This is a genomic window from Streptomyces sp. NPDC016562, from assembly GCF_043076955.1.
Classification (GTDB): domain Bacteria; phylum Actinomycetota; class Actinomycetes; order Streptomycetales; family Streptomycetaceae; genus Streptomyces.
Genome location: NZ_JBIBRZ010000002.1, coordinates 247338 through 271589 on the forward strand (window position 1 = coordinate 247338; position 24252 = coordinate 271589).

General features: G+C 72.8%; 17 protein-coding genes. 12 read left to right on the forward strand and 5 right to left on the reverse strand.

Going from position 1 to position 24252, the window contains the following annotated elements; translation table 11 throughout:
- Positions 1-72 precede the first annotated feature (72 nt).
- The 10 genes from ACF059_RS09050 to ACF059_RS09095 all read left to right on the forward strand — a co-directional run bounded on the left by ACF059_RS09050 (position 73) and on the right by ACF059_RS09095 (position 12850).
- Complete coding sequence (locus tag ACF059_RS09050; RefSeq protein WP_392056541.1) at positions 73-1833, forward strand: ABC transporter ATP-binding protein; 1761 nt, start codon at positions 73-75, stop codon at positions 1831-1833.
- Complete coding sequence (locus ACF059_RS09055) at positions 1830-3545, forward strand: ABC transporter ATP-binding protein (RefSeq protein ID WP_392053568.1); 1716 nt, start codon at positions 1830-1832, stop codon at positions 3543-3545. Before ACF059_RS09050 ends, ACF059_RS09055 begins: the two co-directional genes overlap by 4 nt.
- An 89-nt stretch (positions 3546-3634) precedes the next feature.
- Entirely contained in the window at positions 3635-4354 is a 720-nt protein-coding gene (locus ACF059_RS09060) for a thioesterase II family protein (protein WP_392053571.1), read from the forward strand.
- A gap of 96 nt (positions 4355-4450) precedes the next feature.
- The gene (locus ACF059_RS09065; protein WP_366868085.1) at positions 4451-5065 is read left to right on the forward strand and encodes an MptD family putative ECF transporter S component; all 615 of its coding nucleotides are present in this window, start codon (positions 4451-4453) and stop codon (positions 5063-5065) included.
- Entirely contained in the window at positions 5062-5832 is a 771-nt protein-coding gene (locus ACF059_RS09070; protein ID WP_392053574.1) for an energy-coupling factor transporter transmembrane component T, read from the forward strand. Before ACF059_RS09065 ends, ACF059_RS09070 begins: the two co-directional genes overlap by 4 nt.
- Complete coding sequence (locus ACF059_RS09075; RefSeq protein ID WP_392053577.1) at positions 5829-7262, forward strand: ABC transporter ATP-binding protein; 1434 nt, start codon at positions 5829-5831, stop codon at positions 7260-7262. The genes ACF059_RS09070 and ACF059_RS09075 overlap by 4 nt, the downstream gene beginning before the upstream one ends.
- 123 nt (positions 7263-7385) lie before the next feature.
- Positions 7386-9230, forward strand: coding sequence for an asparagine synthase (glutamine-hydrolyzing) (gene asnB, locus ACF059_RS09080; protein ID WP_392053580.1), 1845 nt, complete (start codon positions 7386-7388; stop codon positions 9228-9230).
- A 143-nt stretch (positions 9231-9373) separates the two neighbouring features.
- Positions 9374-9871, forward strand: a complete 498-nt coding sequence (locus ACF059_RS09085; protein ID WP_392053583.1) for a hypothetical protein — start codon at positions 9374-9376, stop codon at positions 9869-9871.
- The gene (locus tag ACF059_RS09090; protein WP_392053587.1) at positions 9868-11463 is read left to right on the forward strand and encodes a multicopper oxidase family protein; all 1596 of its coding nucleotides are present in this window, start codon (positions 9868-9870) and stop codon (positions 11461-11463) included. Before ACF059_RS09085 ends, ACF059_RS09090 begins: the two co-directional genes overlap by 4 nt.
- A gap of 172 nt (positions 11464-11635) precedes the next feature.
- On the forward strand, positions 11636-12850 hold the full coding sequence (locus ACF059_RS09095; protein WP_392053590.1) for a beta-ketoacyl-[acyl-carrier-protein] synthase family protein: 1215 nt from the start codon (positions 11636-11638) through the stop codon (positions 12848-12850).
- Positions 12851-12920: 70 nt separating this feature from the next.
- Here ACF059_RS09095 and ACF059_RS09100 read toward each other — a convergent pair whose 3' ends face one another.
- The 4 genes from ACF059_RS09100 to ACF059_RS09115 form a co-directional block, all read right to left on the reverse strand.
- Positions 12921-15125, reverse strand: a complete 2205-nt coding sequence (locus tag ACF059_RS09100; RefSeq protein WP_392053593.1) for a protein kinase — start codon at positions 15123-15125, stop codon at positions 12921-12923.
- A 3-nt stretch (positions 15126-15128) separates the two neighbouring features.
- Entirely contained in the window at positions 15129-16061 is a 933-nt protein-coding gene (locus tag ACF059_RS09105; protein ID WP_392053596.1) for a serine/threonine protein kinase, read from the reverse strand.
- Positions 16062-16133: 72 nt separating this feature from the next.
- Positions 16134-18236 carry a PQQ-binding-like beta-propeller repeat protein gene (locus ACF059_RS09110; RefSeq protein WP_392053598.1) on the reverse strand — a complete coding sequence of 701 codons (2103 nt, stop codon included), beginning with the start codon at positions 18234-18236 and terminating at the stop codon, positions 16134-16136.
- Positions 18237-18291: 55 nt separating this feature from the next.
- On the reverse strand, positions 18292-18747 hold the full coding sequence (locus ACF059_RS09115; RefSeq protein ID WP_360897754.1) for an Lrp/AsnC family transcriptional regulator: 456 nt from the start codon (positions 18745-18747) through the stop codon (positions 18292-18294).
- A 128-nt stretch (positions 18748-18875) separates the two neighbouring features.
- On the opposite strand from ACF059_RS09115, the gene ACF059_RS09120 reads away from it, so the two are divergent.
- Both ACF059_RS09120 and ACF059_RS09125 read left to right on the forward strand, forming a co-directional pair.
- A complete protein-coding gene (locus tag ACF059_RS09120; RefSeq protein ID WP_392053601.1) occupies positions 18876-19877 on the forward strand; it encodes an asparaginase in 1002 nt (333 codons plus the stop codon).
- A gap of 80 nt (positions 19878-19957) precedes the next feature.
- Positions 19958-23218, forward strand: coding sequence for an NACHT domain-containing protein (locus tag ACF059_RS09125; protein WP_392053603.1), 3261 nt, complete (start codon positions 19958-19960; stop codon positions 23216-23218).
- A gap of 48 nt (positions 23219-23266) precedes the next feature.
- Here ACF059_RS09125 and meaB read toward each other — a convergent pair whose 3' ends face one another.
- The gene (gene meaB / locus ACF059_RS09130; protein ID WP_392053605.1) at positions 23267-24247 is read right to left on the reverse strand and encodes a methylmalonyl Co-A mutase-associated GTPase MeaB; all 981 of its coding nucleotides are present in this window, start codon (positions 24245-24247) and stop codon (positions 23267-23269) included.
- Positions 24248-24252: the final 5 nt, after the last annotated feature.

The window sequence follows — 24252 nt, forward strand, 5'->3', positions numbered from 1 at the left end:
GCGATCGATCCCGCTGAGGCGAGGGAGCGGTCCACGCCCTTGGCGGACGCCGGTTCCGCCGCGGAACCGGGCATGGGGCGGTTACTCCGTCCCTTTGTCTGGAGCTTCGCGGCAGTTGTGATCTTCCAGGTCATCGGCGCCTTGGCAGGCCTGGCGCCGTTGCTGGCGGTCGTGGAGCTGGGGCGGACCCTGCTGAAGCCGGGGCCGGTCGATCGCGATCACGTCTGGGCCGTCGTGACCGTGGGTGCGGTCGGCATGTTCGTGCGGCTGGTGTTCACGGCGGCGTCGTCGGGGATCGGTCACGTCATGGACGGCAAGGTCCAGTTGGCGTTCCGCCGGCAGCTGGCGGCCCGGCTGGGACGGGTCCCGATCGGGTGGTTCTCCAAGCGCCGGACCGGTGAGCTGGCGAAGGTGGTGGGCGAGGACGTCAGCGCCGTCCACCCGTTCATCGCCCACACCCCCGGTGAGATCGTCTCCGCGTTCGTGGTCCCGCTGGCCTCGCTGGTGTACCTCTTCACCGTCGACTGGCGGTTGACGCTGATCGCCCTGATCCCGGTCGTCGTGGCGATGGGGCAGGTCCCCTTCATGATGACGCCGACCCGGACGCGGGAGCAGGAGGAGTTCGACACGGCCATGGGCCGGATCTCCTCCTCCGTGATCGAGTTCGTGCAGGGCATCGCGGTGGTCAAGGCCTTCGGCCAGTCCGGGCGGGCGCACCGCAAGTTCCTCAAGGCGACGGACGACTTCGTCGTCACCTTCCAGACGTGGGTCCACGGCATCTCCCCGATCGCGGCCCGCATGCAGCTGGCCCTCTCGCCGCCGTTCGTGCTGCTGGTCGTGCTGATCGGCGGCGCCTGGCGGGTCACGGACGGCGACCTGACGCCGGCCGACCTGCTGCCGTTCCTGCTGCTGGGCCTCGGCCTGACCGCCCCGGTCGCCGCCCTCGGCCACGGCTTCGACGACATCCAGGCCGCCCAGCGCGCCGTCGGCCGCATCCGCGAGGTCCTCGACGTGCAGTCCCTGCCGGAGCCGGCGACCCCGGTCGCACCGCAGGGGCACCGCGTGGAGCTGCGGGACGTCCGCTTCGGCTACGAGGAGGACCGCGAGGTCCTGCGCGGCATCGACCTGGTGCTGGAGCCGGGCACCGTCACCGCGATCGTCGGCCCCTCGGGCAGCGGCAAGTCGACCCTGGTGCAGCTGCTTCCGCGCTTCTTCGACCCCACCGACGGCCAGATCCTGCTCGGCGGGGCCGACCTGAAGGAGATCGGCAGCAGCCAGCTCTACCGCATGGTCTCCTTCGTCTTCCAGGACGTCCGCCTCCTGCGCGCCTCGGTCGCCGACAACATCGCGCTGGCGGTGCCCCGGGCCAGCCTCGACGACGTGGTGCGCGCCGCGAAGCTCGCCAACATCCACGACCGGATCCTCGAACTGCCCCGCGGTTACGAGTCGGTGATCGGCGAGGACGCGGGCCTGTCGGGTGGTGAGGCGCAGCGCATCGCGATCGCCCGCGCCCTGCTGGCCGACACCCCGATCCTGGTCCTCGACGAGGCCACCGCGTTCGCCGACCCCCAGACCGAGCAGGCCGTACGCCGTGCACTGGCCACGCTCGAAGGCAACCGCACCGTCCTGGTCATCGCCCACCGGCTCGAGACGGTCGCCGACGCCGACAACGTGGTGATGCTCGAAGACGGCCAGATCGCCGAACAGGGCCGCCCGGCACAACTCCTGGCGCAGGACGGCAAGTTCGCCGCCTTCTGGCGCTCGCAGCGCGCGGCGGTCGCCGATGAGATCGAAGTACCCGGTGGCGTACGGCAAGGAGACGAAACCCGATGATCCGCATGCTGCTCCACGTCCTGGGAGCCAAGTACGCCAGGCCGCTGCGCCGTACGCTGACGCTGATGACGATGACCGCGATCGCGGAGGGCCTGTCCTACGCGCTGCTGGTCCCCGTCCTGCGGGAACTGTTCGGTGACACCCCCGATGACGCCTGGCCGTGGATCGGGGCCTTCGGCGCCGCGTTCGTCCTCTACGGCGTCCTGCGCTACATCAGCGACATGTCCGGCTTCCACGTCGGCACCGAGCTCCTGCGGGGCATGTACCACCGCCTGGGCGACCACCTCGCCAAGCTCCCCATCGGCTGGTACAGCGCCAGCCGCCTGGGCGAGCTGTCCGTCCTGGCCAGCCGTGGCGTCCTGCAGGCGATGAGCGTGATCGCCCACATCCTGGGCCCGTTCATCTCCGCCACCGTCACCCCGCTGACCATCGTCGCGGTCATCCTCGTCTTCAACTGGCAGATGGGCCTGGCCGCCCTGATCGCCGTGCCCGTCGTGGCCGCCATCCAGGCCTTCACCGGACGCACCACCATGGCCGCCGACGCCGAACGCTCCGAGCGCGACGAGGAGGCGACCGGCCGCGTCATCGAGTTCCTCCAGGTCCAGCCCGTCCTGCGGGCCGGCGGCCGCACCGCCGAGCGCTTCAACCTCCTGGACGACTCCCTCAAGGGCGTCGAACGCGCCTCGCGCCGCCTGACCTTCTCCGCCCTGCCGGGCGCCGTGGGCCTGACCCTCACCGTCCAGGCCATGTTCACCGGCCTGCTCGCCCTGGGCGCCTACCTCGCCCTCGACGGCGACATCGGCGTCGCGGAGATCCTCACGATCCTGGTCCTCGCCGCCCGCTGCGCCGACCCCCTCCTGTCGCTGGCCGACATGGGCGGCAAGCTCCGCAGCGCCCGCTCGGTCCTGGACAAGCTCCGCGTCGTCCTGGAGACCGCGCCCCTGCCCGAGCCGGCCAACCCCCTCCAGCCCGCCGACAGCAGCCTCGAACTCGAAGCGGTCACCTTCCGCCACGGCGACCGCACCGTCTTCGACAACGCCTCCCTCACCGTCCCCCAGGGACAGCGCCTGGCCGTCGTCGGACCCTCCGGCGCCGGCAAGAGCACCCTGCTCCAGCTCCTGGGCCGCTTCTACGACGTGGACGCCGGTGCGGTCCGCGTGGGCGGCGTCGACGTCCGCGCGATCGACACCGAAACCCTGATGGCCCAGATCGCCATCGTCTTCCAGGACGTCTACCTCTTCGACGGCACCATCGAGGAGAACATCCGTCTCGGCCGCCCCGACGCCACCGACGCCGAGGTCCGCGCCGCGGCCACCGCGGCCCGCCTCGACGAGGTCATCGAACGGCTCCCCGACGGATGGAACGCCAACGTCGGTGAGGGCGGGGCGCTGCTCTCCGGCGGCGAACGCCAGCGCGTCTCCATCGCCCGCGCCCTCCTCAAGGACGCCCCCATCGTCCTCCTCGACGAGGTCACCTCCGCACTCGACCCCGTCAACGAGGCCGCCGTCCACGAAGGCATCGAACGCCTCATGGCCGGCCGCACCGTGGTCATGGTCGCCCACCGCATGCGCACCGTCCAGCGCGCCGACCGCGTCGTCTTCCTCGACAACGGCCACATCGTCGAAGAGGGCACCCACGACGAACTCCTCCAGCACGGCGGGCGGTACGCCGAGTTCTGGAACATCTCCATGGCACCGGCAACGAGGGAATAAGAGCCGAAATGTTTGTCGATCCTTTGTCGCAGGACCAGCGTGGCGGTGCGTTCCGCCGCCACGCGCCGCGACCGTACGCCCGAGCCCGCGTGCTGCTCTTCCCGCACGGCGGCGGCAGCGCGAGCTACTACCGGTCGTGGGCCGCGGCGGCGCCCTGGGACATCGAGTTCCTCGCGGTCCAGTACCCGGGCCGGGAGGATCGGTACTCCGAACCGGTGCCGGCGGACATCCAGGGCGTCGCGGCCGCACTGGCGGCCGAGATGCCGGCCGACGGTCCGCCGCTGCCGACCATCGTGTTCGGGCACAGCATGGGGGCGGTCGTCGCCTACGAGTTCACCCGCCTGCTCGCGGCGGCGGGTGAACCGCCCATGGGCCTGGTCGTGTCGGGGCACCCCGCCCCGATGCTGACCCGGCCGGGCCAGGTGCACCTCGCGAGCGACGAGGAGCTGATCGAGGAGCTGCGGCGCACCGAGGCCACGCACCGCGACATCCTCGACAACGCCTCGCTCGTCCAGGCGTTCCTGCCCATCATCCGGGGCGACTACCGGCTGAGCGAGACCTACCGGCCGCTGTCCGGCGACCGGCTCAAGCTCCCGGTCACCGTGCTGTACGGCGACCGGGACCCCGAGATCCAGGCGTGGGAGGCCGACGGGTGGCGTGAGGTCACCGGGGGTCCGTGCGAGATACGCACCTTCGAGGGCGGGCACTTCTACCTGGAGGAGCACCGCGACGCGGTCGTGGAACTCCTGACGGCCCAGGCACGTACGGCGTCCGACGCGTCGGCGATCCCGTGGCCGTCCGCCCCGTGAACCCTGACCCCCTGACCCCCTGACGACCGGACAGCAGGCGCCACCGGAGGGCGGCGCGAACCGATTCCTTGCAGCCGAGAGAAGGACAGTGGCGCCGTGACCGTCGAAGCCGTCGACCACCGGATCGACATCCGGATGAGTCCGAGAGACCTCATCAACATCGGGATCTTCGGTGCGCTCTACATCGTGACGGTCGGGGTGTTCAACCTGCTCGAATTCATCTCCCCGGTGATGACGCTCGTCACGAGCGGGCTCAGCATCATCGCGGCGGGGGTGCCGTTCATGCTGTTCCTCACCCGGGTGCGGCATGCCGGCATGGTCACGGTGTTCGCCGTGATCGTGACCGGTTTCATGCTGCTCATCGGCAGCCCGCCCATCACTCTCGTCATCGGGGTGGTGGCGGCGCTGGTCGCCGAGGCACTGCTGTGGATGGGCCGCTACCGGTCACGGCAGCTGAGCGTGTTCGCCTACGCGGTCTTCAGCACCTGGTTCGCGGGGCTGTTCATGCCGATGCTCTACGCCCGCGAGGAGTTCCTCTCCAGCCCGTACATGGAGGGGATGGGCGCCGAGTACGTCGACAAGCTCGACGAGCTGCTGTCCCCGGCCGTGCTGATCGCGTTCGACGTGTCCACCCTGGTGTTCGGCCTGATCGGCGGTGCGCTGGGACTGCGGTTGCTGGACAAGCACTTCCGCAAGGCCGGCCTGGTGTGACCGGCGCGAGTCGGCAGCTCGGCTCGGCCGTACCGCAGGAGCTCGGCCCCGCCGCACCGGAGGGGACCGCCGCACGATCGGTGCTCGACCCGCGCACCGCGGTGGCGGTCCTGCTGGGCGCGAGCATCACCATCATGGCCCCCGGCGGACTGTGGTTCGTACCGGCGGCGCTGACCGCCGGTGTGCTGCTGGCGCTCTCCGAGCGGGCCTGGCGGCGCGCGGTCGCCCTGCCGCTGGCCGCGGGGGCGGCCGCCGCGGTGGCGTTCGTACTGCCGCTGGCCGCCCCGTGGCCGGTGCTCGGCCTGATCGGGGTGATGGGCGAGTTCACGCTGCGGATCGCGGCCGTGGGAAGCATCGCCGCACACCTGGTCCAGACCGTCTCCCCGACCCGGTTCGCCGCCGCGCTGCGCTCGGCGCGGGTGCCGTCCGCGTTCACCGTGTCCGGCGCGGTGATGCTGCGGTTCGTGCCCACGATCATCACCGAGGCGCAGGCGGTGCGCGACGCCATGCGGCTGCGCGGGCTCGGCGGCTGGGGGGCGATGCTGCGCCATCCCCTGCGCGCCATCGAGTACTTCACCGTCCCGCTCATGGCGTCGAGCCTGCGCGCGGCCGAGGACCTCTCGGCGTCGGCGCTGCTGCGCGGGCTGGGCTCCCAGCCGAACCCGACGGCGATGCACCCGCCGCGGTTCGGCCCCGCCGACGCGGTGGCCGTGGCCGTGGCCGCGGTGCTGGTGGCGACGACGCTGCTGTGGAGGTCCGGGCGATGATCCGGCTGAAGGACGTCCGGTGGGTCTACCAGGGCACCGAAACGCCCGTGCTCGACGGGCTGGACCTGCACGTGCGGCGCGGCGAGACCGTGGTGGTGTGCGGGCCGAGCGGCTCGGGCAAGAGCTCGGCGCTGCGGGTCATGAACGGCCTCATCCCGCACTTCCACGAAGGCACCCTCGACGGGGAGGTCCGCGTCGACGGGGAGGCGATCACGGATCTCGCGCAGATCGGGCGGGTGACGGGGACGGTGCTCCAGCATCCGCGCCGCCAGTTCTTCACCGACGCCGTCGACACCGAACTGGCCTTCGCCCTGGAGAACGCCGGTACCGAGCCGCAGCGCATCCGCGACCGGGTCGGCGAGGTCACCGCCGATCTGGGACTGGCCGGTCTCACCGGCCGGCTGCAGCGGCTGTCGGGCGGCCAGCAGCAGCGGGTCGCGTGCGCGGCCGCCATCACGCACGGGCCGCCGGTGCTGTTGCTGGACGAGCCCACCTCCAACCTGTCCGCGGAGGGCATCGCGGACCTCACCGCGACGCTGCGCCACCTCCGGGAGCAGGGGGCGACCCTCGTCATCGCCGAACACCGCCTGCACTACCTGCGCGAACTCGCCGACCGCATCGTGGTGCTGCACGAGGGGCGGGTCGGAAGGGAATGGGTCAGGGCCGAATTCGCCGGGCTCACCGACGCGATGCTGCGCGCCGAGGGATTGCGCAGCCTCGACGCGCCGGAAAGGACCGGTGTGGCGCCGGCTTTCGGCCACGGACCCAGTATCGGGCCGATGGGAACCCGGCCGCCGGAAGCCGGCGGGGCCGGCGTCCTCCTCCAGGGAATTCGCTGCGCTTTTCGCGGACGCCCCGTCATCGACATCGCGGAGGCACATCTGCCGGCCGGCGCCATCACCGCCGTCACCGGCCCCAACGGGGCGGGCAAGACCACCCTGGCCCGCATCCTCGCGGGCCTTCAGCGCCATCGCGGGCAGGTGGTCCTCGACGGGAGCCCGCTGTCGCGCTCGCGGCGCCAGCGCGAGTCGGCGATCGTCATGCAGGACGTCCAGCGCCAGCTCTTCACCGACAGCGTCGACGCCGAACTGCGCCTCGGCGCGACCCCGGAACACGCCGACCAGGCCGCCCGGGTGCTCGCCGACCTCGACCTGGACGCCTTCGGCGACCGGCACCCCCTGTCGCTGTCCGGCGGCCAGCAACAGCGGCTGGTCGTCGCCACCGCCCGCCTGAGCGGCCGCCGCGTCGTCATCTTCGACGAGCCCAGCTCCGGAGTCGACCGCCGGCACCTGCAGTCGATGACCCGCACCATGCGCGACGTCGCCGAGGCGGGGGCGGTGGTCGTCCTCATCAGCCACGACGCCGACCTGCTCGACCTGGCCGCTGACCTGGAGCTACGCCTGCGACCCGTGAAGAATTCACATGGGTAGAGGTGAAATGAACATTGTGACGTGAAGCCTTCGATCGGTACCCTGCCGATATTGATTTAGGTTGAAAATCTCAATTGACTATATTGGCGCCTTTCATTGCGAATTAGCCGGGGGATTCTTTAGATGTGCGGGATTGCAGGCTGGGTTTCATTCGACGCCGATCTGACGCGCCGGGCTGACGTACTCGACGAGATGACGGAGACGATGGCGTGTCGCGGGCCGGACGGCTGCGGCACCTACACGCGCACCCACGTCGGGCTGGGACACCGGCGTCTCGCCATCATCGACCTGCCCGGCGGAGTGCAGCCGATGAGCGTGAGCACGCCCGCCGGCGAGATCGCCATGGTGTACTCCGGCGAGGCCTACAACTTCCAGGAGCTGCGCGAACGCCTTGTGTCCAAGGGGCACGCCTTCCGCACGGACAGCGACACGGAGGTCGTCCTCCGCAGCTACCTGGAGTGGGGCGAGAGCCTCGTCGACCACCTCGAAGGCATGTACGCGTTCGCGATCTGGGACGAGCGCGACCAGAAGCTGCTCCTGGTCCGCGACCGGATGGGCATCAAGCCGCTCTTCTACTACCCGACGCCCGACGGCGTGCTGTTCGGCTCCGAGCCGAAGGCGATCCTGGCGAACCCGATCGCGCGCAAGGCGGTCGACACCGAGGGGCTGCGCGAGCTGTTCGCCCAGACCAAGACCCCGGGCTGGGCGCTGTGGAAGGGCATGCACGAGGTGCTGCCCGGCACGCTGATCAGCGTGGACCGCAGCGGCCTGCGGCAGCGGACGTACTGGCGTCTGGAGGCCACCGAGCACACCGACAGCCGTGACGAGACCGTGGCCCGGGTGCGGGAGATGCTCACGGGGACCGTCGGCCGGCAGCTGATCTCGGACGTGCCGCAGTGCGTGCTGCTCTCCGGCGGCCTGGACTCCAGCGCGATCACCGGTCTGGCGGCGGAGCACCTGTCCCGCCGGGGCGAGCAGGTCCGCACCTTCTCGGTGGACTTCGCCGGCCAGGAGGAGAACTTCGTCCCGGATGAGATGCGCGACACCCCCGACTCGCCGTTCGTACGCGACGTGGCGGCGCACGTGCGGTCCGCGCACCAGGACGTGATGCTCAACCCGGCCGACCTCTCGGATCCCGCGGTGCGGCGCGCGACCGTCGCCGCCCGGGACATCCCCAACGGGTTCGGTGACCTGGACAGCTCGCTGTACCTGCTGTTCAAGGCGATCCGGGAACGCTCCACGGTCGCGCTGTCGGGGGAGTCGGCCGACGAGGTGTTCGGCGGGTACCCCTGGTTCCACCACGAGCCGCTGACCCGCGTCCAGACCTTCCCGTGGATGGCGGTCATCCCCCCGCTGAGCCTGGAGGCGCGGACCGACCACATCGAGCCCGGGCTCCGCGAGCGGCTCGACGTGAAGACCTACACCGCCGACCAGTACGCGACGGCGCTCGGCGCAGTCGACCACCTCGACGGCGAGTCCGAGGTGGACCGGCGCATGCGCACCGTCTCCCACCTGCACCTGACGCGTTTCGTCCGCGGGATGCTGGACCGCAAGGACCGGCTGTCGATGGCGGTGGGACTGGAGGTGCGCGTGCCCTTCTGCGACCACCGGCTCGTCGAGTACGTCTACAACACGCCGTGGGCGCTGAAGTCCTTCGACGGCCGGGAGAAGAGCCTGCTGCGCCAGGCCACGGCGCACGTGCTGCCGCGGTCGGTCGTGGAGCGGGTCAAGAGCCCCTACCCCTCGCCCCAGGACCCCCAGTACGCGGCGAACCTCCAGCAGCAGGTCAAGGAGCTCCTCGCCGCCCAGGACGCGCCGGTGTTCGCACTGGTCGACCGGGCCTGGGCGCAGCAGGTCGGAGCGCAGGACCCGGCGGCCATGACGACGGGCGTACGGGCCGGCCTGGAGCGCGTCCTGGACCTGCACACCTGGATGGAGCTGCACTCGCCCGAGCTCCAGCTCGACTGATCACGCACTGCTGACGTCCCCGGCCTCGGGGCCCGCACCCCCGGCGGGCCCCGAGGCCGTGTTCCCCCCGCCCCCCCGCTGGTTTCTCCCGCTCTCCCCGCCCCGGGACCGGCACCGTTGACACGATGATTGGGAGATTGCAGATGGACCGCGAAGCGGACGTCACCGTGACGTCAGTTCCGGCCGTGGAGGACACCCGGGAGCCGGCCGCACCGGCCCCCCGGCCCCACCGCTGGGCGCTCGTACTGCTCAGGACCGGCGCGGTCCTGTTCCTCCTCGACACGCTCTTCCAGGCGGCCCTGGCCGGCCTGTTCGTGACCGGGGACGTCGACCTCCTGACCTGGCACAAGCACAACGCCGACCTCCTCAGCGCCCTGGTCGCCGTCCAGGCCGTCGCCGCGGGCGTGTTGTGGCGCAAGCTGCGCGCGCCCGTCTGGCCCTTCGTCCTCACCGTGGGCCTGATCGTCCTGCTCATCCTCCAGCAGGGCCTGGGCGAGTCCCGGATGCTCGGCGGTCACATCCCCCTCGGGATGGCGATCTTCGGCGCCGCCGCCGCCCTGACCTACTGGGCCTTCACCTACCGCCCGGCCCCGCCGGTCCAGCCGGTCCTGCCGGCGCAGGCGGACGGAGGACGGCAGTGACCTCGCGTCGACGCTTCCTCGGGCTCGCGGCGGGAGCCGGGGTCGGCCTCGCGATTCCGATCGGCTCCGCGACCTACGCCCACCTGGCGGGGGAGAGCACCGGCGCGCTGCTGACCAGCGCCCTGCCGCTGCCCGAACCCTTCGCCGTACCGCTGCCGGTCCCGCCGCAGGCGCGCGCGGTCCGCAGCGCCGACGGGACCGACTTCTACCAGCTCACGCAGCGGGAAGCCGCCGTCGAGATCGTGCCCGGGACCAAGACCACGGTCTGGGGCTACGACGGGATCTTCCCCGGCCCCACCTTCGTCGGGCACTCCGGCCGCAAGATGGTCGTCGAGGTCGAGAACAAGCTCACCGTGCCCACCTCCCTGCACCTGCACGGCGGTGTGACCCCCGCGCACTCCGACGGCTACCCCACCGACCTCCTGCTGCCCACCCAGTGCGGCGCCGCGATGCGCAACGGCAGCTACAAGTCGCACCAGGGCGAGCACGGCATGCACGTGGAGCCCTCCGACTGGAAGGTCATGGAGGGACTCAAGTCCTACGAGTACCCCCTGGAGCAGCGCGCCGCGACGCTCTGGTACCACGACCACCGCATGGACTTCAGCGCCCCGCAGGTCTGGCGGGGCCTGGCCGGCATGTTCCTCGTCCGCGACGACGAGGAGGAGGCGCTCGCGCTGCCCGGCGGCGACCACGAGGTCCCCCTCATGCTCTGCGACCGCGCCTTCGAAGAGGACGGGTCCTTCCGCTACCCGGGCGTGACCCCCTCCTGCATCGGCGAACCCGGCGTGGAGGAGGCGTACATGGACGGCGTGCTGGGCGACGTCCAGCTGGTCAACGGAGCCCCCTGGCCCGTCCTCGACGTCTCGAACACCCGCTACCGGCTCCGGCTGCTCAACGCCTCCAACGCCCGTCGCTACCGGCTCCGGCTGGAGAAGGCCGAGGGGGGCCGGCTGCCGTTCGTGCAGATCGGCAGCGACGCCGGCCTGCTGTCGGCGCCGCAGCGGCTCGACGCGCTGCCCATCGCCCCCGCCGAACGGTTCGACGTCGTGGTGGACTTCGCCGACTGCCCGGTGGGCTCCGAGGTCACGCTGGTCAACACCCTGGCCGACGGCCGCATGCGCCAGGTGATGCGCTTTCGCGTCACCCGCCAGGAGAAGGACGCCAGCCGGGTCCCGGACCAGCTGTCCAAGGCGGCGGAGCCCCTGGAGCGCGGTGCGTCGGTCGCCGTGCGGCAGTTCGACTTCCGGCGCACGAACAGCGGCGACGGAGCCATGTGGACGATCAACGGCCGCCCCTTCAACACCTCCGAAGCCCTCGCGACCCCGCGCCTGGGCACGGTCGAACGCTGGCGCTTCAGCAGTGACTTCCACCATCCCGTCCACGTCCACCTGGCCCACTTCCAGGTGATCTCCCGCGGCGGCAAGCCCCCGGCAGCCACCGACGCGGGGTGGAAGGACACCGTGGACGTGCGCCCGTACGAGGTGGTCGAGGTCCTCGTCCGCTTCGACGGCTTCAAGGGCCGCTACATGCTCCACTGCCACAACCTCGAACACGAGGACATGGCGATGATGGCCAACTTCGAGGTCGTCTGACGGGCGTGCCGCGCCTTGTGGGAATCCTCTAAGGGACACGCGCTCGAATCGGTCGACTCGGCCCCCTCCTCAGGGGATTTCAGCTGACATGCTCGTCAGGGGATCAGCAAGCATGTTGTGAAGTCCCCACTAGGTCCCCACGAGGTTCCCCACGAGATCAAGGAGTCAGCGCATGGCGGGAAACGGTCAGGTCGTGGTCACGGGCATGGGCGCGATGACGCCGGTGGGCGCCGATGCGCCCTCCTCCTGGTCGGCTCTGCTGGCCGGGAAGTCCGGCGTGCGTCTCCTGGACGAGGAGTGGGCCGCGGACCTGCCCGTGCACGTCGCGGCCGTCCTCGCGGAGGACCCCGCCGCGCTGCTTCCCCGTACGGAGGCCAGGAAGCTGGACCGCGGCCAGCAGCTCGCCGTCCTCACCGCCCGGCAGGCGTGGCAGGACGCCGGCGCGCCGGACGTCGAGCCCGAGCGGCTGGCCGTGGTCATCGGCACGGGCACGGGCGGCATCCTGACCACCCTCGGCCAGAACGCGGTGTTCGAGCGGTCGGGGGCCCGTCGGCTGTCCCCGTTCGCGGTCCCGATGCTCATGCCCAACGGCCCCGCGGCGTCCGTCAGCATGGACCTCGGCGCCAAGGGCGGCGCGCGCACGCCGGTGAGCGCCTGCGCTTCGGGCGCCGAGGCCCTCGCCATGGGCCAGGACCTGATCCGCGCCGGGAGGGCCGACGTGGTGATAGCCGGCGGCGTCGAGGCCGCCCTGCACCCCTTCACCATCGCCGCCTTCGCCCAGATGAAGGCGCTGTCCACCGCATCGGAGAACCCGGAGGCGGTCTCCCGCCCGTTCGACGTGGCACGCTCCGGCTTCGTCATGGGCGAGGGCGCGGGCGTCATGGTGCTCGAACGGGCCGAGTGGGCCCGGGCGCGCGGCGCGCGGACGTACGGTGCGCTGGCCGGCAGCGCGGTCAGCTCCAGTGCCCACCACATCACCGCCTCCGACGCCGACGGGCAGGCCTGCGCCATGGAGATGGCCCTGCGCGACGGCGGCGTCAGCCCGCAGGACATCGGCGTCGTCCACGCGCACGCCACGTCCACCGAGTCCGGTGACGTGGCCGAGGCCGACGCGATCCGCCGGGCCGTCGGCGGGCACGCGGCCGTGACGGCGACCAAGTCGATGACGGGTCACATGTTCGGAGCCTCCGGCGCGGTGGGTGCGATGGTCTCCCTGCTCGCCCTGGCGCAGGGCGTCGTCCCGGCCACGCTCAACCTGGAGCAGCAGGACCCGAGGGTCGAACTGGACGTGGTGCGGGGCGCGAGCCGCACCGGCCGGTGGTCGGCCGCCCTGGCCAACTCCTTCGGGTTCGGCGGGCACAACGTCAGCCTGGTCTTCACGACGTAGCCGCCCGCGCGGTCTCCCGTACGCCGACGGCCGCGAGCCGCCGGCGTGCGGGCGTTCCCGGTGCGCCCCGCTACAGGACCGGCAGTGCGATCAGGGCCCGCTGGTCGCGGAGGTACAGCTGCTTGGCCTGCGGATCGGAGGTCAGGACGTCCGCCTTCGTCTCGTAGCGCCACACGGCACGGTGCGAGCGGGAGTCGACGGCCCGCAGGCCCGCCGCGTCCATGCTGTAGACGTGTTTCGCGGTCACCACCGGGGCGATGTCGCGGTGCGGGTCCGTGCCTTGAGGCGCGCTCTCCGCCCAGCGCAGTCCGCCGGTGCGGGCGTCGAGCGCGACGATGCCGCGGGTGCCCTCCACGACGTACACGACCCCGTCCCGCACGGTCGGGATGCCGTAACGGCGCTGCCCGATCACCCTGCCCACGTCACGGCCCTCGCCGAAGGACCACGCGGGCCTGCCGTCGGTGAGCCGCAGCGCCTGCACGGTCTGGGCACCCAGGTACACGTGGCTCTCGTCCGTGGCCGGCAGGACCGGCGTCGCGCCCGGCGCGGACAGCGACGCCGTCCACCGCTCCGCCCCGCTGTCGGCGTCGTGCAGGGACACGCGCAACGCGTCGCCCTGCTCCGCCCGTTGCCACAGCAGCACCCCACCGCGTACGGCCCGGGCACGGACGGCGGTCGGGTGCTTCAGCTTGACGGCGTCCTTGGAAGGTGCCGCCGTCGGCTGCCGCCACAGCTCCTTGCCGGTCTTCAGGTTCGCGGCCAGTACGGACCACTGCGCGCTCCCCGCCGATCTGGCGCACAGGAACACCGTGTCGCCGTCCACTCCGAGGATCTGGTTGAGCACGTCCGTGCCGTCGTACGCGGGCAGGCGCACGAGCAGGTCCTGCTCCCGGCCGTTCTCCGCGGACCGGGCCACGACGGCCAGGGCCTTGTCCGCGGCGTCCGCGTCGCGCACCGCGTACAGCGCCTTGTCGTCGGTGGCGAAACGCCAGGTGTCCGCCAGCTTGAAGAAATCCGTCACATACGTGCCGTCCTGCGGGGAAATGCCCTGGGTGCCGACCCCGACGACCGTGACGAGCATGCCGCCCACCCGCAGGGGGTGGCCGCCCACCAGCGGGTGGGCCATGTCGGCCTTCCACAGCGGATCCGGCGGCGGCTGCAGGGTGGGCTGCTTGCCGTCCGCAGCCTTGTCCTCGCCGCGGTCACCGCCACCGAGCAGGGCCCACAGGCCGCCGCCCGCGGCCAGCGCCACCCCGCCGGCCGTCGCGCCGCCGACCGCGAACAGCCTGCGGCGCGACATCCCGCCGCCGCCGGCCACGCTGGTGGCCTCCCCGGCGTCGGGGGCAGCCAGCCGCGGCGGTGGCTCCTGCCACACCGCGGCACTGCGACGGGCGATGTCCGCGAGCACCGGCTGCGGCAGTCCGTCCGCGAACGAACCCCCTTCAGACGCGAGGAGTTCGGCCAGCTCGGCGGTCGTGGGCCGCTGCGCCGGATCCTTCACCAGGCAGCGGGCGAGCAGCGGAGCCAGGCCCGCCGGCACGCCGCTCAGGTCCGGCTGCGCGTACCGCACCCGGTACAGGAGGTCGGCGGCCTGCCCGCCGCCGAAGGGGCCGTGCCCGGCCGCCGCGAAGACCAGGACGCCCGCCAGCGCGAACACGTCGCCGGCCGACGAGTGTTCGAGACCGCCGGCCTGCTCGGGCGACATGTAGGCCGGCGTGCCGGCGGCGGTCCCGGTGCCGGTCAGCCGCTCGTCGCCGAGGGCGCGTGCGATCCCGAAGTCGATGACCTTGGGCCCGGCGGCCGTGACCATGATGTTGGAGGGCTTGAGGTCGCGGTGCACCACGTCCGAGCCGTGCAGCTGCCCGAGCGCCCGGGCCAGGTCCGCGCCCAGTGCGCGCACGCACCGCTCGGGCAGGGGACCGCCCAGCCGGACCGCCTCGTCGAGCTGTGGCCCGATGACGTACTCGGTGGCCAGCCAGGGCGTCGCGGCCAGGGCGTCGGCGGCGAAGACACGCGCTCCGTACCGGTCGCCGATGACCCGGGCCGCGTCGGACTCCAGCCTGAACCGGGTACGGAAGGAGGTGTCGGCGGCGATCCGGGCGTGCACGGTCTTGAGCGCGGCCGTCCGCCCGCCCGCCGAGCGGGCCAGATAGACCGTGCCCATGCCGCCGCTGCCCAGCCGGGCGAGCAGCCGGAAGTCACCGACGCTCTCCGGATCGTCGTGCGTGAGCGGAGCGAGCACGCTGCGCGGTGCGGGGGCTGCCGGGGCGGACATCTGTCAGTACACCCTCTGGGTCGAAGTGAACGGCTGGTGCGGGGCGGGCAGTTCGGCGGCGAGCAGGGCGGCGGACTGGGCGGCGAGCGCCGCGACGACGCGGCCCGGCAGCGGTACGGAGGCATGGTCGAGGACCGTTCCGCCCGCCTGCGCGTCCCGGACCGGCGCCGTGCCCGCCCCGGGGGACACGAGCCGGCGCAGGATCTCCGACGCGGACTGCGGCCGGGCCGCCGGGTCGGACGACAGGCAGGCCCCGACCACATCCCTGAGTCCAGCCGGAAGTTCGCTGCGCTCGGGCACGGTGTGGCCGGTCGACGCGTAGGCCAGTACGGCGCCGAGCGCGAAGACGTCCCCGAGTGGTCCCGGCCGGCCACCCGCCGCCTCCTGCCCGGCCAGGCAGCCCGGGTCCAGCCCGGGGATCCCCGCCCGCCGCGCCCCGTCGGGCGCCGCGGACCGCACCGCGCCGAAGCACGTGAGCAGCGGACCGCCGGGGGTGAGCAGCACGGCGGCCGGCGACAGCCCCGCGTGCGTCACCCCCTGGGCGTGCGCGGCGGCCAGCCCCTCGGCGAGCGCGGCGCCGAGCCGGCGCACCGTGATCTCGGGCAGCGGGCCCCCGTACGCGGCGAGTACGGCCGGCAGCGGCAGCGCGGGCGTGTACGGGACCGCGTACCAGGGGAACCCGGCCGTGCCGCCCACCTCCGCGACGCCCAGGAACCGCGGCACGGACAGCCGCCGTGCGCCCTCGGCCTCGATCGCCCACCGCGACGGATCGGCGCCGACCCGGGGCACGCAGACGAGGACGGTCCGCTGCCCGTCGGCGGTGCGCCCGACGTAGCGGCGCTCGGGAACGGTGCGCTCGGCGCAGTCGGCGTCGAGCCGGGCCAGCATCACGTACGGCCCCACGTGCGAGGGGTCGTCCTGACGTAGGCGTTCCATGCGCGCGCTCTCCCGGCTCGGTTGCTCGGCCCCGAAGCCTATGCAGTGCCCGCCGGGCCGCGGGAACCGGGCTCAGTCGAGCGTGGGCATCGCGGTGAGCTTGCCGTCGTTGACGAGGAAGACGCGGTTCCCTGCACCCGACATGCCCCAGGGCCCGCGGGATCCGGGCGACCAGGTCCAGTACCGCCTGCCCACGTCGGTGGAGTGGGCCGAGATGCCCTGTCCGTCCGGCTCGGCGAACCAGAACGTACGCGCCTGCAGGACCGGGGCCGTGTGGGGGAGTGGACCGCGGGGGGTGCTGCCGCGCGGGACGACCAGCCCCATGGCGACGTCCACCTCGCACAGCGCGGTACCGGCCATGACGTACAAGGAGCCGCCGCGCAGGGCCGGCGTCCCCCAGCCGCCCGCGCCCGGCTGCGGTGGCTCGACGGCCGGCGCCCCCTGCACCTTCCAGATCTCCTCGCCCGTCCCGAGGCTCCGTGCCGCCAGGGTCCGCCCGCCGAGGTACACGACGTCCTTCACGACGAGGGGGTGCAGGGCCGACCGCGCCTGGCCTTCGATCCGCCAGGCCGTGGCGCCCGTGGCGGTGTCGACGGCGAGGACGTCGCCGTCGGCGCCGAAGACGACGAGGCGGCCCGCCGCGGCCGTGGCGCGCGGCCCGGAAGCCCGTACCGCTGCCTGCGCGAGCGGAACCGTCCAGCGGACCGTGCGGGCGGCGGTGTCCACGGCGCGCAGCCGGCCGCCGCGCGTCACCAGGTAGACGGCCGACTCGTCCGCGGCCAGGATGCGGCCGGTGTCGGCGCCCGCCACGGACCACGCGCGCTTGCTGGTGGAGGCTTCGTGGCAGAGCAGCCCGCCGTTCGGGCCCGCCGTCACGAAGCGCCGGCCGGGCAGTTCGACGAGCCCGGCCGCCGCCCGTACGTCGGGCAGCCGCCACTTCTCCTTGCCGTCGGTCGTCAGACGGGCCGCCAGCCCGCCGCCCGCGGCCGCGAAGATCACCACGTCGAGTACGGACAACGGGTTGGTGACCACCCCGTCCACCGCCTGAGCGGCCACCGGCAGCGGGCCCCACAGCTCGCGCGGAGGGGTCCCGTACTGCCCGGCGAGACGGTCCAACGGCTCCGCGTCGTGGGCCAGTCCAGCCGGGGGGATCTCCCGCGGCGGATCCTCCCGCAGCAGCCACCAGGCACCCGTGACCCCACCGGCGGCCAGCAACCCGCCCCCCGCCAGCGCGGTGCCCAGCAGCCGCCTCCGGGACGGGCCGCTCCCGGGCGCCCGCCCGATGACCGTGGCCTGACGTGCGGCTTCCGCTCCGCGCTGCGCGATGTCCTCGGCCAGCGGTCCCGTCCGCCAGACCCGCTCGGCTCCGGGTGGCGGCGCGAAGGCGCCCGCGATCTGGTCGGGAGTCGGGCGCCGCGCGGGCTCCTTGGCGAGGCAGGGTTCGATCAGCGGGCGCAACTCGACGGGCACCGTGTCCAGTTGCGCCTCCCCGTGCACCACCTCGTACTGCACGGCGGCCACATGCGTACCGTCGTACGCGCGCCGCCCGGTCGCGGCGTACGCCAGCACCGCGCCCAGCGAGAAGACGTCCGCGGCGGGTCCGACGCGCTGGCCCAGCACCTGCTCGGGGGCGCCGTAGCCGGGGGTGACCGGCACCTGGCCCGTGGTGGTGAGGGTCAGCCCGTGCTCGGGGCGGGCGATGCCGAAGTCGATGACGCGCGGCCCCTCGGAGGTGAGCACGATGTTGGCCGGCTTCAGGTCGCGGTGTACCAGCCCCGCCGCGTGGACGTCCCGCAGGGTGGCGGCGAGGGAGGCGGCGAGCGCGCGGACCCCGTCGGAGCCCAGGGGCCCGTGCCGGCGGACGGCGTCGTCCAGCGTGGGACCGGACAGGAACTCGGTCGCGATCCACGGCCGGCCGTCGTGGTCGTCGATCCGCGCGTTCAGGACGCGGGCGACGCCGCCGCTCGTCACCGCCTGGGCGGTGTGCGCCTCGCGCAGGAACCGCTGGGCGAGGTGCGGGTCGTGCGCGAGCTCGGGCAGCAGCACCTTCACGGCCGCGGTGCGGCCGCTGTCGTCCCGGCCGAAGTAGACCTTGCCCATGCCGCCCTCCCCGAGGACACCGAGGACGCGGTACGGGCCGAGCCGGATCGGGTCACCGGCGCCTAGGGGTTTCATGGGGCGGGCTGCTTCCTGTCGGGGCGGTTCCTGCGGCTTCGTACGGCGGCGCGTCTCAGCGTTCGACCGGCAGGCCGGTCGGCTCCTTGACGCGCTTCATGATGATCTGCGAGTTGACCTCGGTGATGCCGGTCAGGGCCGTCAGCCGCTCGATCCAGAGGCGCTCGTACGCGCGCAGGTCCGCGACGGCGATGCGCAGCAGGCAGCCGGGGCTGCCGAAGAGGCGGTAGGCCTCGATGACGTCGGGGATGTCCTGGAGGGCCGCCTCGAAGGCCTCGACCGACTCCCGGTCGCGGCGGACCTCGACCGAGACGAGCACCTCGAAGCCGCGGCCGACCGCCTCGGGGGAGATCACCGCCCGGTAGCCCTGGATCACCCCGTCCTGTTCCAGCTGCCGCACCCGGCGCATACAGGGGGACGGGGTCAGGCCCACGCGCTGGGCGAGCTCCTGGTTGCTGAGCCGGCCGTCGGCCTGGAGCTCGCGCAAGATATCGCGATCGATGGCGTCCATGACGCAATTATCCCCTACCGCTTCTGGGAGGTGCGGGTGGAAGACGCAATCGTATTGCGGGGAGATCGCTCTATCATTGCTGCTTTGAGCACATATGTACGAGTCGAGTGAAGGGCGGGGCCCACTCCATGGCACGCATCGTCGTCATCAGCACCGGCGGCACCATAGCCAGCCGCTGGCAGGGCTCCGGCTTCGCCGCGGACGCCGACGGGAACGAGGTCATCGCCACGGCGCCGCTGCCCGAGGGCATCAGCGTCGAGCTCGTCGACCTGTTCAGCGTGAACAGCCCCCGCCTCACCACCGCCCACCAGCTCACCCTGCTGCGCACCGTCCACGAGGTACTGGCCGACCCCGGCGTCGACGGCATCGTCGTCACCCACGGAACGGACACCCTGGAGGAGTCGGCCTTCCTGCTCGACCTCCACCACCACGACCCGCGCTCGGTGGTCTTCACCGGATCGCAGCGGCCCATGGGCACCGCCGACGGCGACGGACCGGGCAACCTGTACGACGCCCTGCTCACGGCCGCGAACACGCGCGGCCTCGGCGTGCTGATCGCCTTCGCGGGACGGGTGCACGCCGCGCGGGGCACCGTGAAGACCGAGGCCGTGGCCCTGGACGCCTTCGCGGACCCCTCGAAGGAACTGCTCGGGAAGATCGGCTTCGGCAAGGTCACCATCCTGCGCGCCCCCCAGCGGCCCGCGGCACTCCCGCTGCCCGCGATGCCCCAACTCCCGCCGCGCGTCGACGTGGTGGTCCACCACACCGACGGCGACCCGGTCCTGCTGAACGCCGCCCTCGCGGCGGGCGCCCGGGGCATCGTCCTCGTGGGAACCGGCGCGGGCAACGCCACCCCGGAGATCGTCGAGGCGGTCAGGGCCGCCGTCGAGCGCGGGGTCCTGGTCGCGCTGACCACGCGGGTCATGGCCGGCCCGGTCACCGAGATCTACACCCACGGCGGCGCCGTCGACCTGGTCGCGGCGGGCGCCGTCCCGACGGGCACCCTGCGCGCCGGCCAGGCCCGCATCGCCGTCCTGTCCGCCCTGCTGGCCACCGACAACACGGCCGAGCAGGCCCGCGTCCTCAGGGTCGCCCTGGGCGAGCCGGGCGCGGTCCTGGTGGAGGCGTAGCCCATCGGTCAGCCCTTCGGCCGGCCGACACGACACCCAGTAGGATTCCGGGCAACGGTCGTGCCGCTACGGGGGGTTGCATGGAGCCAGGGACCATCGGCATCCGGCTGGCGTCGGCGGTCATAGGGCCCCTCGTCAAACGGCTGTTCGTCGCCGAAGGCGGCGGGGCCGGTCTCGTCGACAAGCCACTGCGGATCTCCGGCTACGTGTCGTTCAAGGGCGAGAAGCGCTCGCTCACGCCCGCGGATCTCCACACCCTCGCAGCCACGTTGGTCAAGCAGGCGCTCCGTACGGGGGAGCGCCCGATCACCGCCGACGAACAGCAGGCCGTCACCGACGCCCTCGCCACGACCCTGCACGCCCTCGGCGACGTCACGATGACCGACCTGGACGCCGTACGGCTCGGCGCCGCGGACTTCGCCCGGGAACTGCGCCGGGCCGGCGACCGGCCCGAGCGGCACCTGAGCACCGACGCCACGTACTTCTACGAGCGGCTGCTCGAAGCGGCGTGCCTGCACATCCTGCACTTCTTCACGCAGCGCTCGACCTTCGTGGCCCGCGCCCTGGTCCAGCAGACGCGCGGGATCGCCGAGCTGACGGCCAAGGTCGACGAGCTGATCCGCCGCGACCCGCTCCCCGGCGCCGAGGACGCCGCGTTCGAGCAGCTCTACCTGCCGTACGTGGCCAAGAAGCACGCCAAGCTGACGATCTACGGCATCGACCTCGCCAACTCCCCGACCCGGTGGCCGCTGGACGCGGCGTACCTGAGCCTGGAAGCGACCTCACCGACGCGCGACACCCCGGGGGTCACCGGCAACGCCGCAGCCCTCGCCGCTTCCGAGCCGGAGGGGTCCATGCTCCGGGCGTCGGCGCTCTGGGTGCTCCGCGAGATGACCGCGCCGCGGCCGGCCGACGAGGCCCTGGCCGGCAGCCCCCGCGTCCTGCTGCGGGGCGAGGCCGGCTCCGGCAAGACCACGCTCGTGCAGTGGCTGGCCGTCACCGCCGCCCGCCAAGACCTCACCGCGCGCATGGAGTACCTGTACGACCGCGTCCCCTTCGTCCTGCCCCTGCGCACCCTCACCCGACACGGCGAGCGGCTGCCCGCACCCCGGGACTTCCTGACCGCCGCGGGCTGCCCGCTGGGCGCCGCCCAGCCCGAAGGGTGGGCGCACCGCGTCCTCATGGCGGGGCGCGGCCTCGTCCTCGTCGACGGCATCGACGAGGTCCCCGACGGTGAACGGGAGCGGGCCCGCGGCTGGCTGCGGGACCTGATGGACACCTACGGCGGCGACAACCGCTGGCTCGTCACCTCGCGCCCCTCCGCCGTCGGAGCGGACTGGCTCGCCGAGGAGGACTTCACCGAACTGACCCTGTCCGGCATGGGCCCGGCGGACATCGCGACCTTCATCAAGCGGTGGCACGCCGCGGCCCGCGACGGCGGCGACGCGGACACCGATGCGGAGCTGCGGACGTACGAGGCCCAGCTCCTCGCCGCCGTGCGGATCAAGCCCGACCTCGGCCGCCTGGCCACCAGCCCCCTCATGTGCGGACTGATCTGCGCCCTCCACCGCGACCGGCGCGGCTACCTCCCGCACGGCCGCAAGGACCTCTACGAGGCCGCGCTGTCCATGCTGCTGAGCCGCCGCGACCGCGAGCGCGACATGGCGGGCCCGGACCTGCGCGAGGAGCCGCAGCTCGACCTGCTGCAACGCCTCGCGTACTGGCTGATCAAGAACGGCCGCACGGAGATGGACCGTTCCCGCGCCCAGGACATCATCGCCCGGGCCCTCCCCTCGGTCCCGGAAGCAGCCGCCCTGGGCGACGCGCCGGCGGTCTTCGAACACTTCCTCCAGCGCAGCGGGCTCCTGCGGCAACCGGCCCCGGGCACGGTGGACTTCGTGCACCGCACCTTCCAGGACTTCCTCGGCGCGCGGGCCGCGGTGGAGGAGGGGGACTTCGGCCTGCTCACCGCGCACGCCGACGACGACCAGTGGGAGGACGTCATCCGGATGGCGGTCGCCCTCGCCCGGCCCGGAGAGCGCGTCACGCTCATCCGCGACCTGCTCGCCCAGGGAGACGCCTCATCCGAGCAGCGCACCCGGGCGCGCATCTACCTCCTCGCCGCCGCCTGTCTGGAACACGCCACCACCCTCGACCCCGAGGTGCGCGCGGCCGTGGAAGCCCGCACCGCCTCCCTCATCCCCCCGGCGAACGAGGGAGAGGCGCGCGCCCTCGCGGAGGTCGGTCCGCTGATCCTCGGCCTCCTCCCGGGTCCCGACGGGCTCGACGACGTGGACGCCTACCACGTGGTGATCGCGGCGTCCCACGTCAAGTCGGACGCCGCCGTGTCCTTCCTTGCGCAGTTCGCCACGCACCACTGGCTCCCGGTCCGCTCCCAGCTGCTGTGGGCCTGGCCGCGCTTCGACGGCCACGACTACGCCGACGAGGTGATCGCCCGCCTGGACCCGACGGATCTCCGCTACACCGTCCGGTCCGAGGAAGAGCTGGAGCAACTGAAGCGTCTCGCCATCCGGCCGAGCGGCCTGGACATCAGGGCCGAGGGGCCCGTGGAAGGTCTGGAGGAGTACGTCGGCCGGTGCCGGCTCCAGGAGCTGGTGCTCTTGCACTGCCCCGTGTCCGATCTGGACTTCCTGAAGGGGCAGTCCGCGCTCCGGAACCTCGACATCGGCTACTGCCCGGACCTGACGGACCTCTCCGCGATCAGTGACCTGCCGATCCAGCGCCTGCGCATCTGGAACGCCCGACCGGACCTCGACCTGAGCGCGGTCGGCCGGCTCACCGCACTGGAATCCCTCACCCTCAGCGGTACCGCCGCCACCAGCTGGTCCGCGCGGGACCTGCCCGCCCGAGCCCCGCTGCACACGCTGGTGGTGTCCGGCGCCATGAGGCCCGCAGGCGGGCTCGGTGGGCTCGGCGCGCAGCCCGGGCTCGTGAGGCTGTCGCTCAACGACGCGTCCAGTCCGCAGTGGTGGGCCGACTGGCAGGAGATCCGCGACCTGGAGGGACTCGTCGACCTCAAGGTGTCCGCCTCGTCGCTGGAGTCCCTTCCCGCGGGCGCGTCACTGCCGGGGATCCGCATGCTGACCCTCCACGGCGACGGCACGGACGGAGTCGTCCAGGCGGCCGTCCGGCGACTGCCCGCGGCCTTCCCCCGGCTGCACCAGTGCACCCTCGTCGGGGACGTCACCACGGGGGACGGCATCGACATCGCGCCGCTGGCCGAACTGCCCGAGCTGGAGCAGGTCCACATCGAAGGGGACCGCGACCGCGTCCACGGCCGCGAGGCGCTGCCACCGTCCGTACCGGTGCACTGCGAGTGACCGGACCGGACGGCACCGCGCGACCCCGCGGGTGCCGTCCGCCGCCGCTCAGCGCCCGAAGGCCGCCAGGATCCGGTCCGCCGCCGACGTCGGCGTCACCGTGCCGGCCCGGACCGACGCCTCCAGGTCCGGCGCGAGCTCCCGTACCGCCGGATCCGAGCGCAGGCGTTCCAGCAGCTCGTCACGGACCATCGACCAGGTCCACTCCACCTGCTGCGCCGCCCGCTTCGCCGCCAGCCGGCCCCCCGCGTCCAGCAGGGTCCGGTGCTGCTCCAGGCGGTTCCACACCTCGTCCAGCCCGGCCGACTCCCGTGCGCTGCACGTCAGGACCGGCGGCGTCCAGGCCGCGTCCACCGGGTGCATCAGCCGCAGCGCGCCCGACAGCTCCCGCGCCGCCGCCTTCGCGTCGCGCTCGTGCGGGCCGTCGGCCTTGTTCACCGCCAGGACGTCGGCCAGCTCCAGGACGCCCTTCTTGATGCCCTGCAACTGGTCGCCCGTACGGGCCAGGGAGAGCAGCAGGAAGGAGTCCACCATCCCCGCCACCGTGGTCTCCGACTGGCCCACGCCGACCGTCTCGACGAGGACCACGTCGTAGCCCGCCGCCTCCATCACGATCATCGACTCGCGGGTGGCCTTGGCGACGCCGCCCAGCGTCCCCGCCGAGGGGGACGGGCGCACGAACGCCGCCGGGTCCACCGACAGCCGCTCCATCCGGGTCTTGTCACCGAGGATGGACCCGCCAGTGCGCGTGGACGAGGGGTCCACCGCGAGCACCGCCACCCGGTGGCCGAGCCCCGTCAGCATCGTGCCGAACGCGTCGATGAAGGTGGACTTGCCCACCCCCGGCACCCCGCTGATCCCGATCCGGCGGGCCCGCCCCGCGTGCGGGAGCAGCTCCGTCAGCAGCTGCTGCGCCAACGCCCGGTGCGCGGGCAGGGTGGACTCGACGAGCGTGATCGCGCGCGCGATGAACGCGCGCTTCCCGTCGAGCACCCCCTTCGCGTAGGCCTCGATGTCGATCTTCGGCACCGACG

Excerpts from the sequence above, each read along its gene's own strand:
- ACF059_RS09050 (WP_392056541.1), top strand. The coding sequence starts at position 73 with ATGGGGCGGTTACTCCGTCCCTTTGTCTGGAGCTTCGCGGCAGTTGTG.
- ACF059_RS09055 (WP_392053568.1), top strand. The coding sequence starts at position 1,830 with ATGATCCGCATGCTGCTCCACGTCCTGGGAGCCAAGTACGCCAGGCCG.
- ACF059_RS09075 (WP_392053577.1), top strand. The coding sequence starts at position 5,829 with ATGATCCGGCTGAAGGACGTCCGGTGGGTCTACCAGGGCACCGAAACG.
- asnB (WP_392053580.1), top strand. The coding sequence starts at position 7,386 with ATGTGCGGGATTGCAGGCTGGGTTTCATTCGACGCCGATCTGACGCGC.
- ACF059_RS09085 (WP_392053583.1), top strand. The coding sequence starts at position 9,374 with ATGGACCGCGAAGCGGACGTCACCGTGACGTCAGTTCCGGCCGTGGAG.
- ACF059_RS09095 (WP_392053590.1), top strand. The coding sequence starts at position 11,636 with ATGGCGGGAAACGGTCAGGTCGTGGTCACGGGCATGGGCGCGATGACG.
- ACF059_RS09100 (WP_392053593.1), bottom strand. The coding sequence starts at position 15,125 with ATGTCCGCCCCGGCAGCCCCCGCACCGCGCAGCGTGCTCGCTCCGCTC.
- ACF059_RS09105 (WP_392053596.1), bottom strand. The coding sequence starts at position 16,061 with ATGGAACGCCTACGTCAGGACGACCCCTCGCACGTGGGGCCGTACGTG.
- ACF059_RS09110 (WP_392053598.1), bottom strand. The coding sequence starts at position 18,236 with ATGAAACCCCTAGGCGCCGGTGACCCGATCCGGCTCGGCCCGTACCGC.
- ACF059_RS09115 (WP_360897754.1), bottom strand. The coding sequence starts at position 18,747 with ATGGACGCCATCGATCGCGATATCTTGCGCGAGCTCCAGGCCGACGGC.
- ACF059_RS09120 (WP_392053601.1), top strand. The coding sequence starts at position 18,876 with ATGGCACGCATCGTCGTCATCAGCACCGGCGGCACCATAGCCAGCCGC.
- ACF059_RS09125 (WP_392053603.1), top strand. The coding sequence starts at position 19,958 with ATGGAGCCAGGGACCATCGGCATCCGGCTGGCGTCGGCGGTCATAGGG.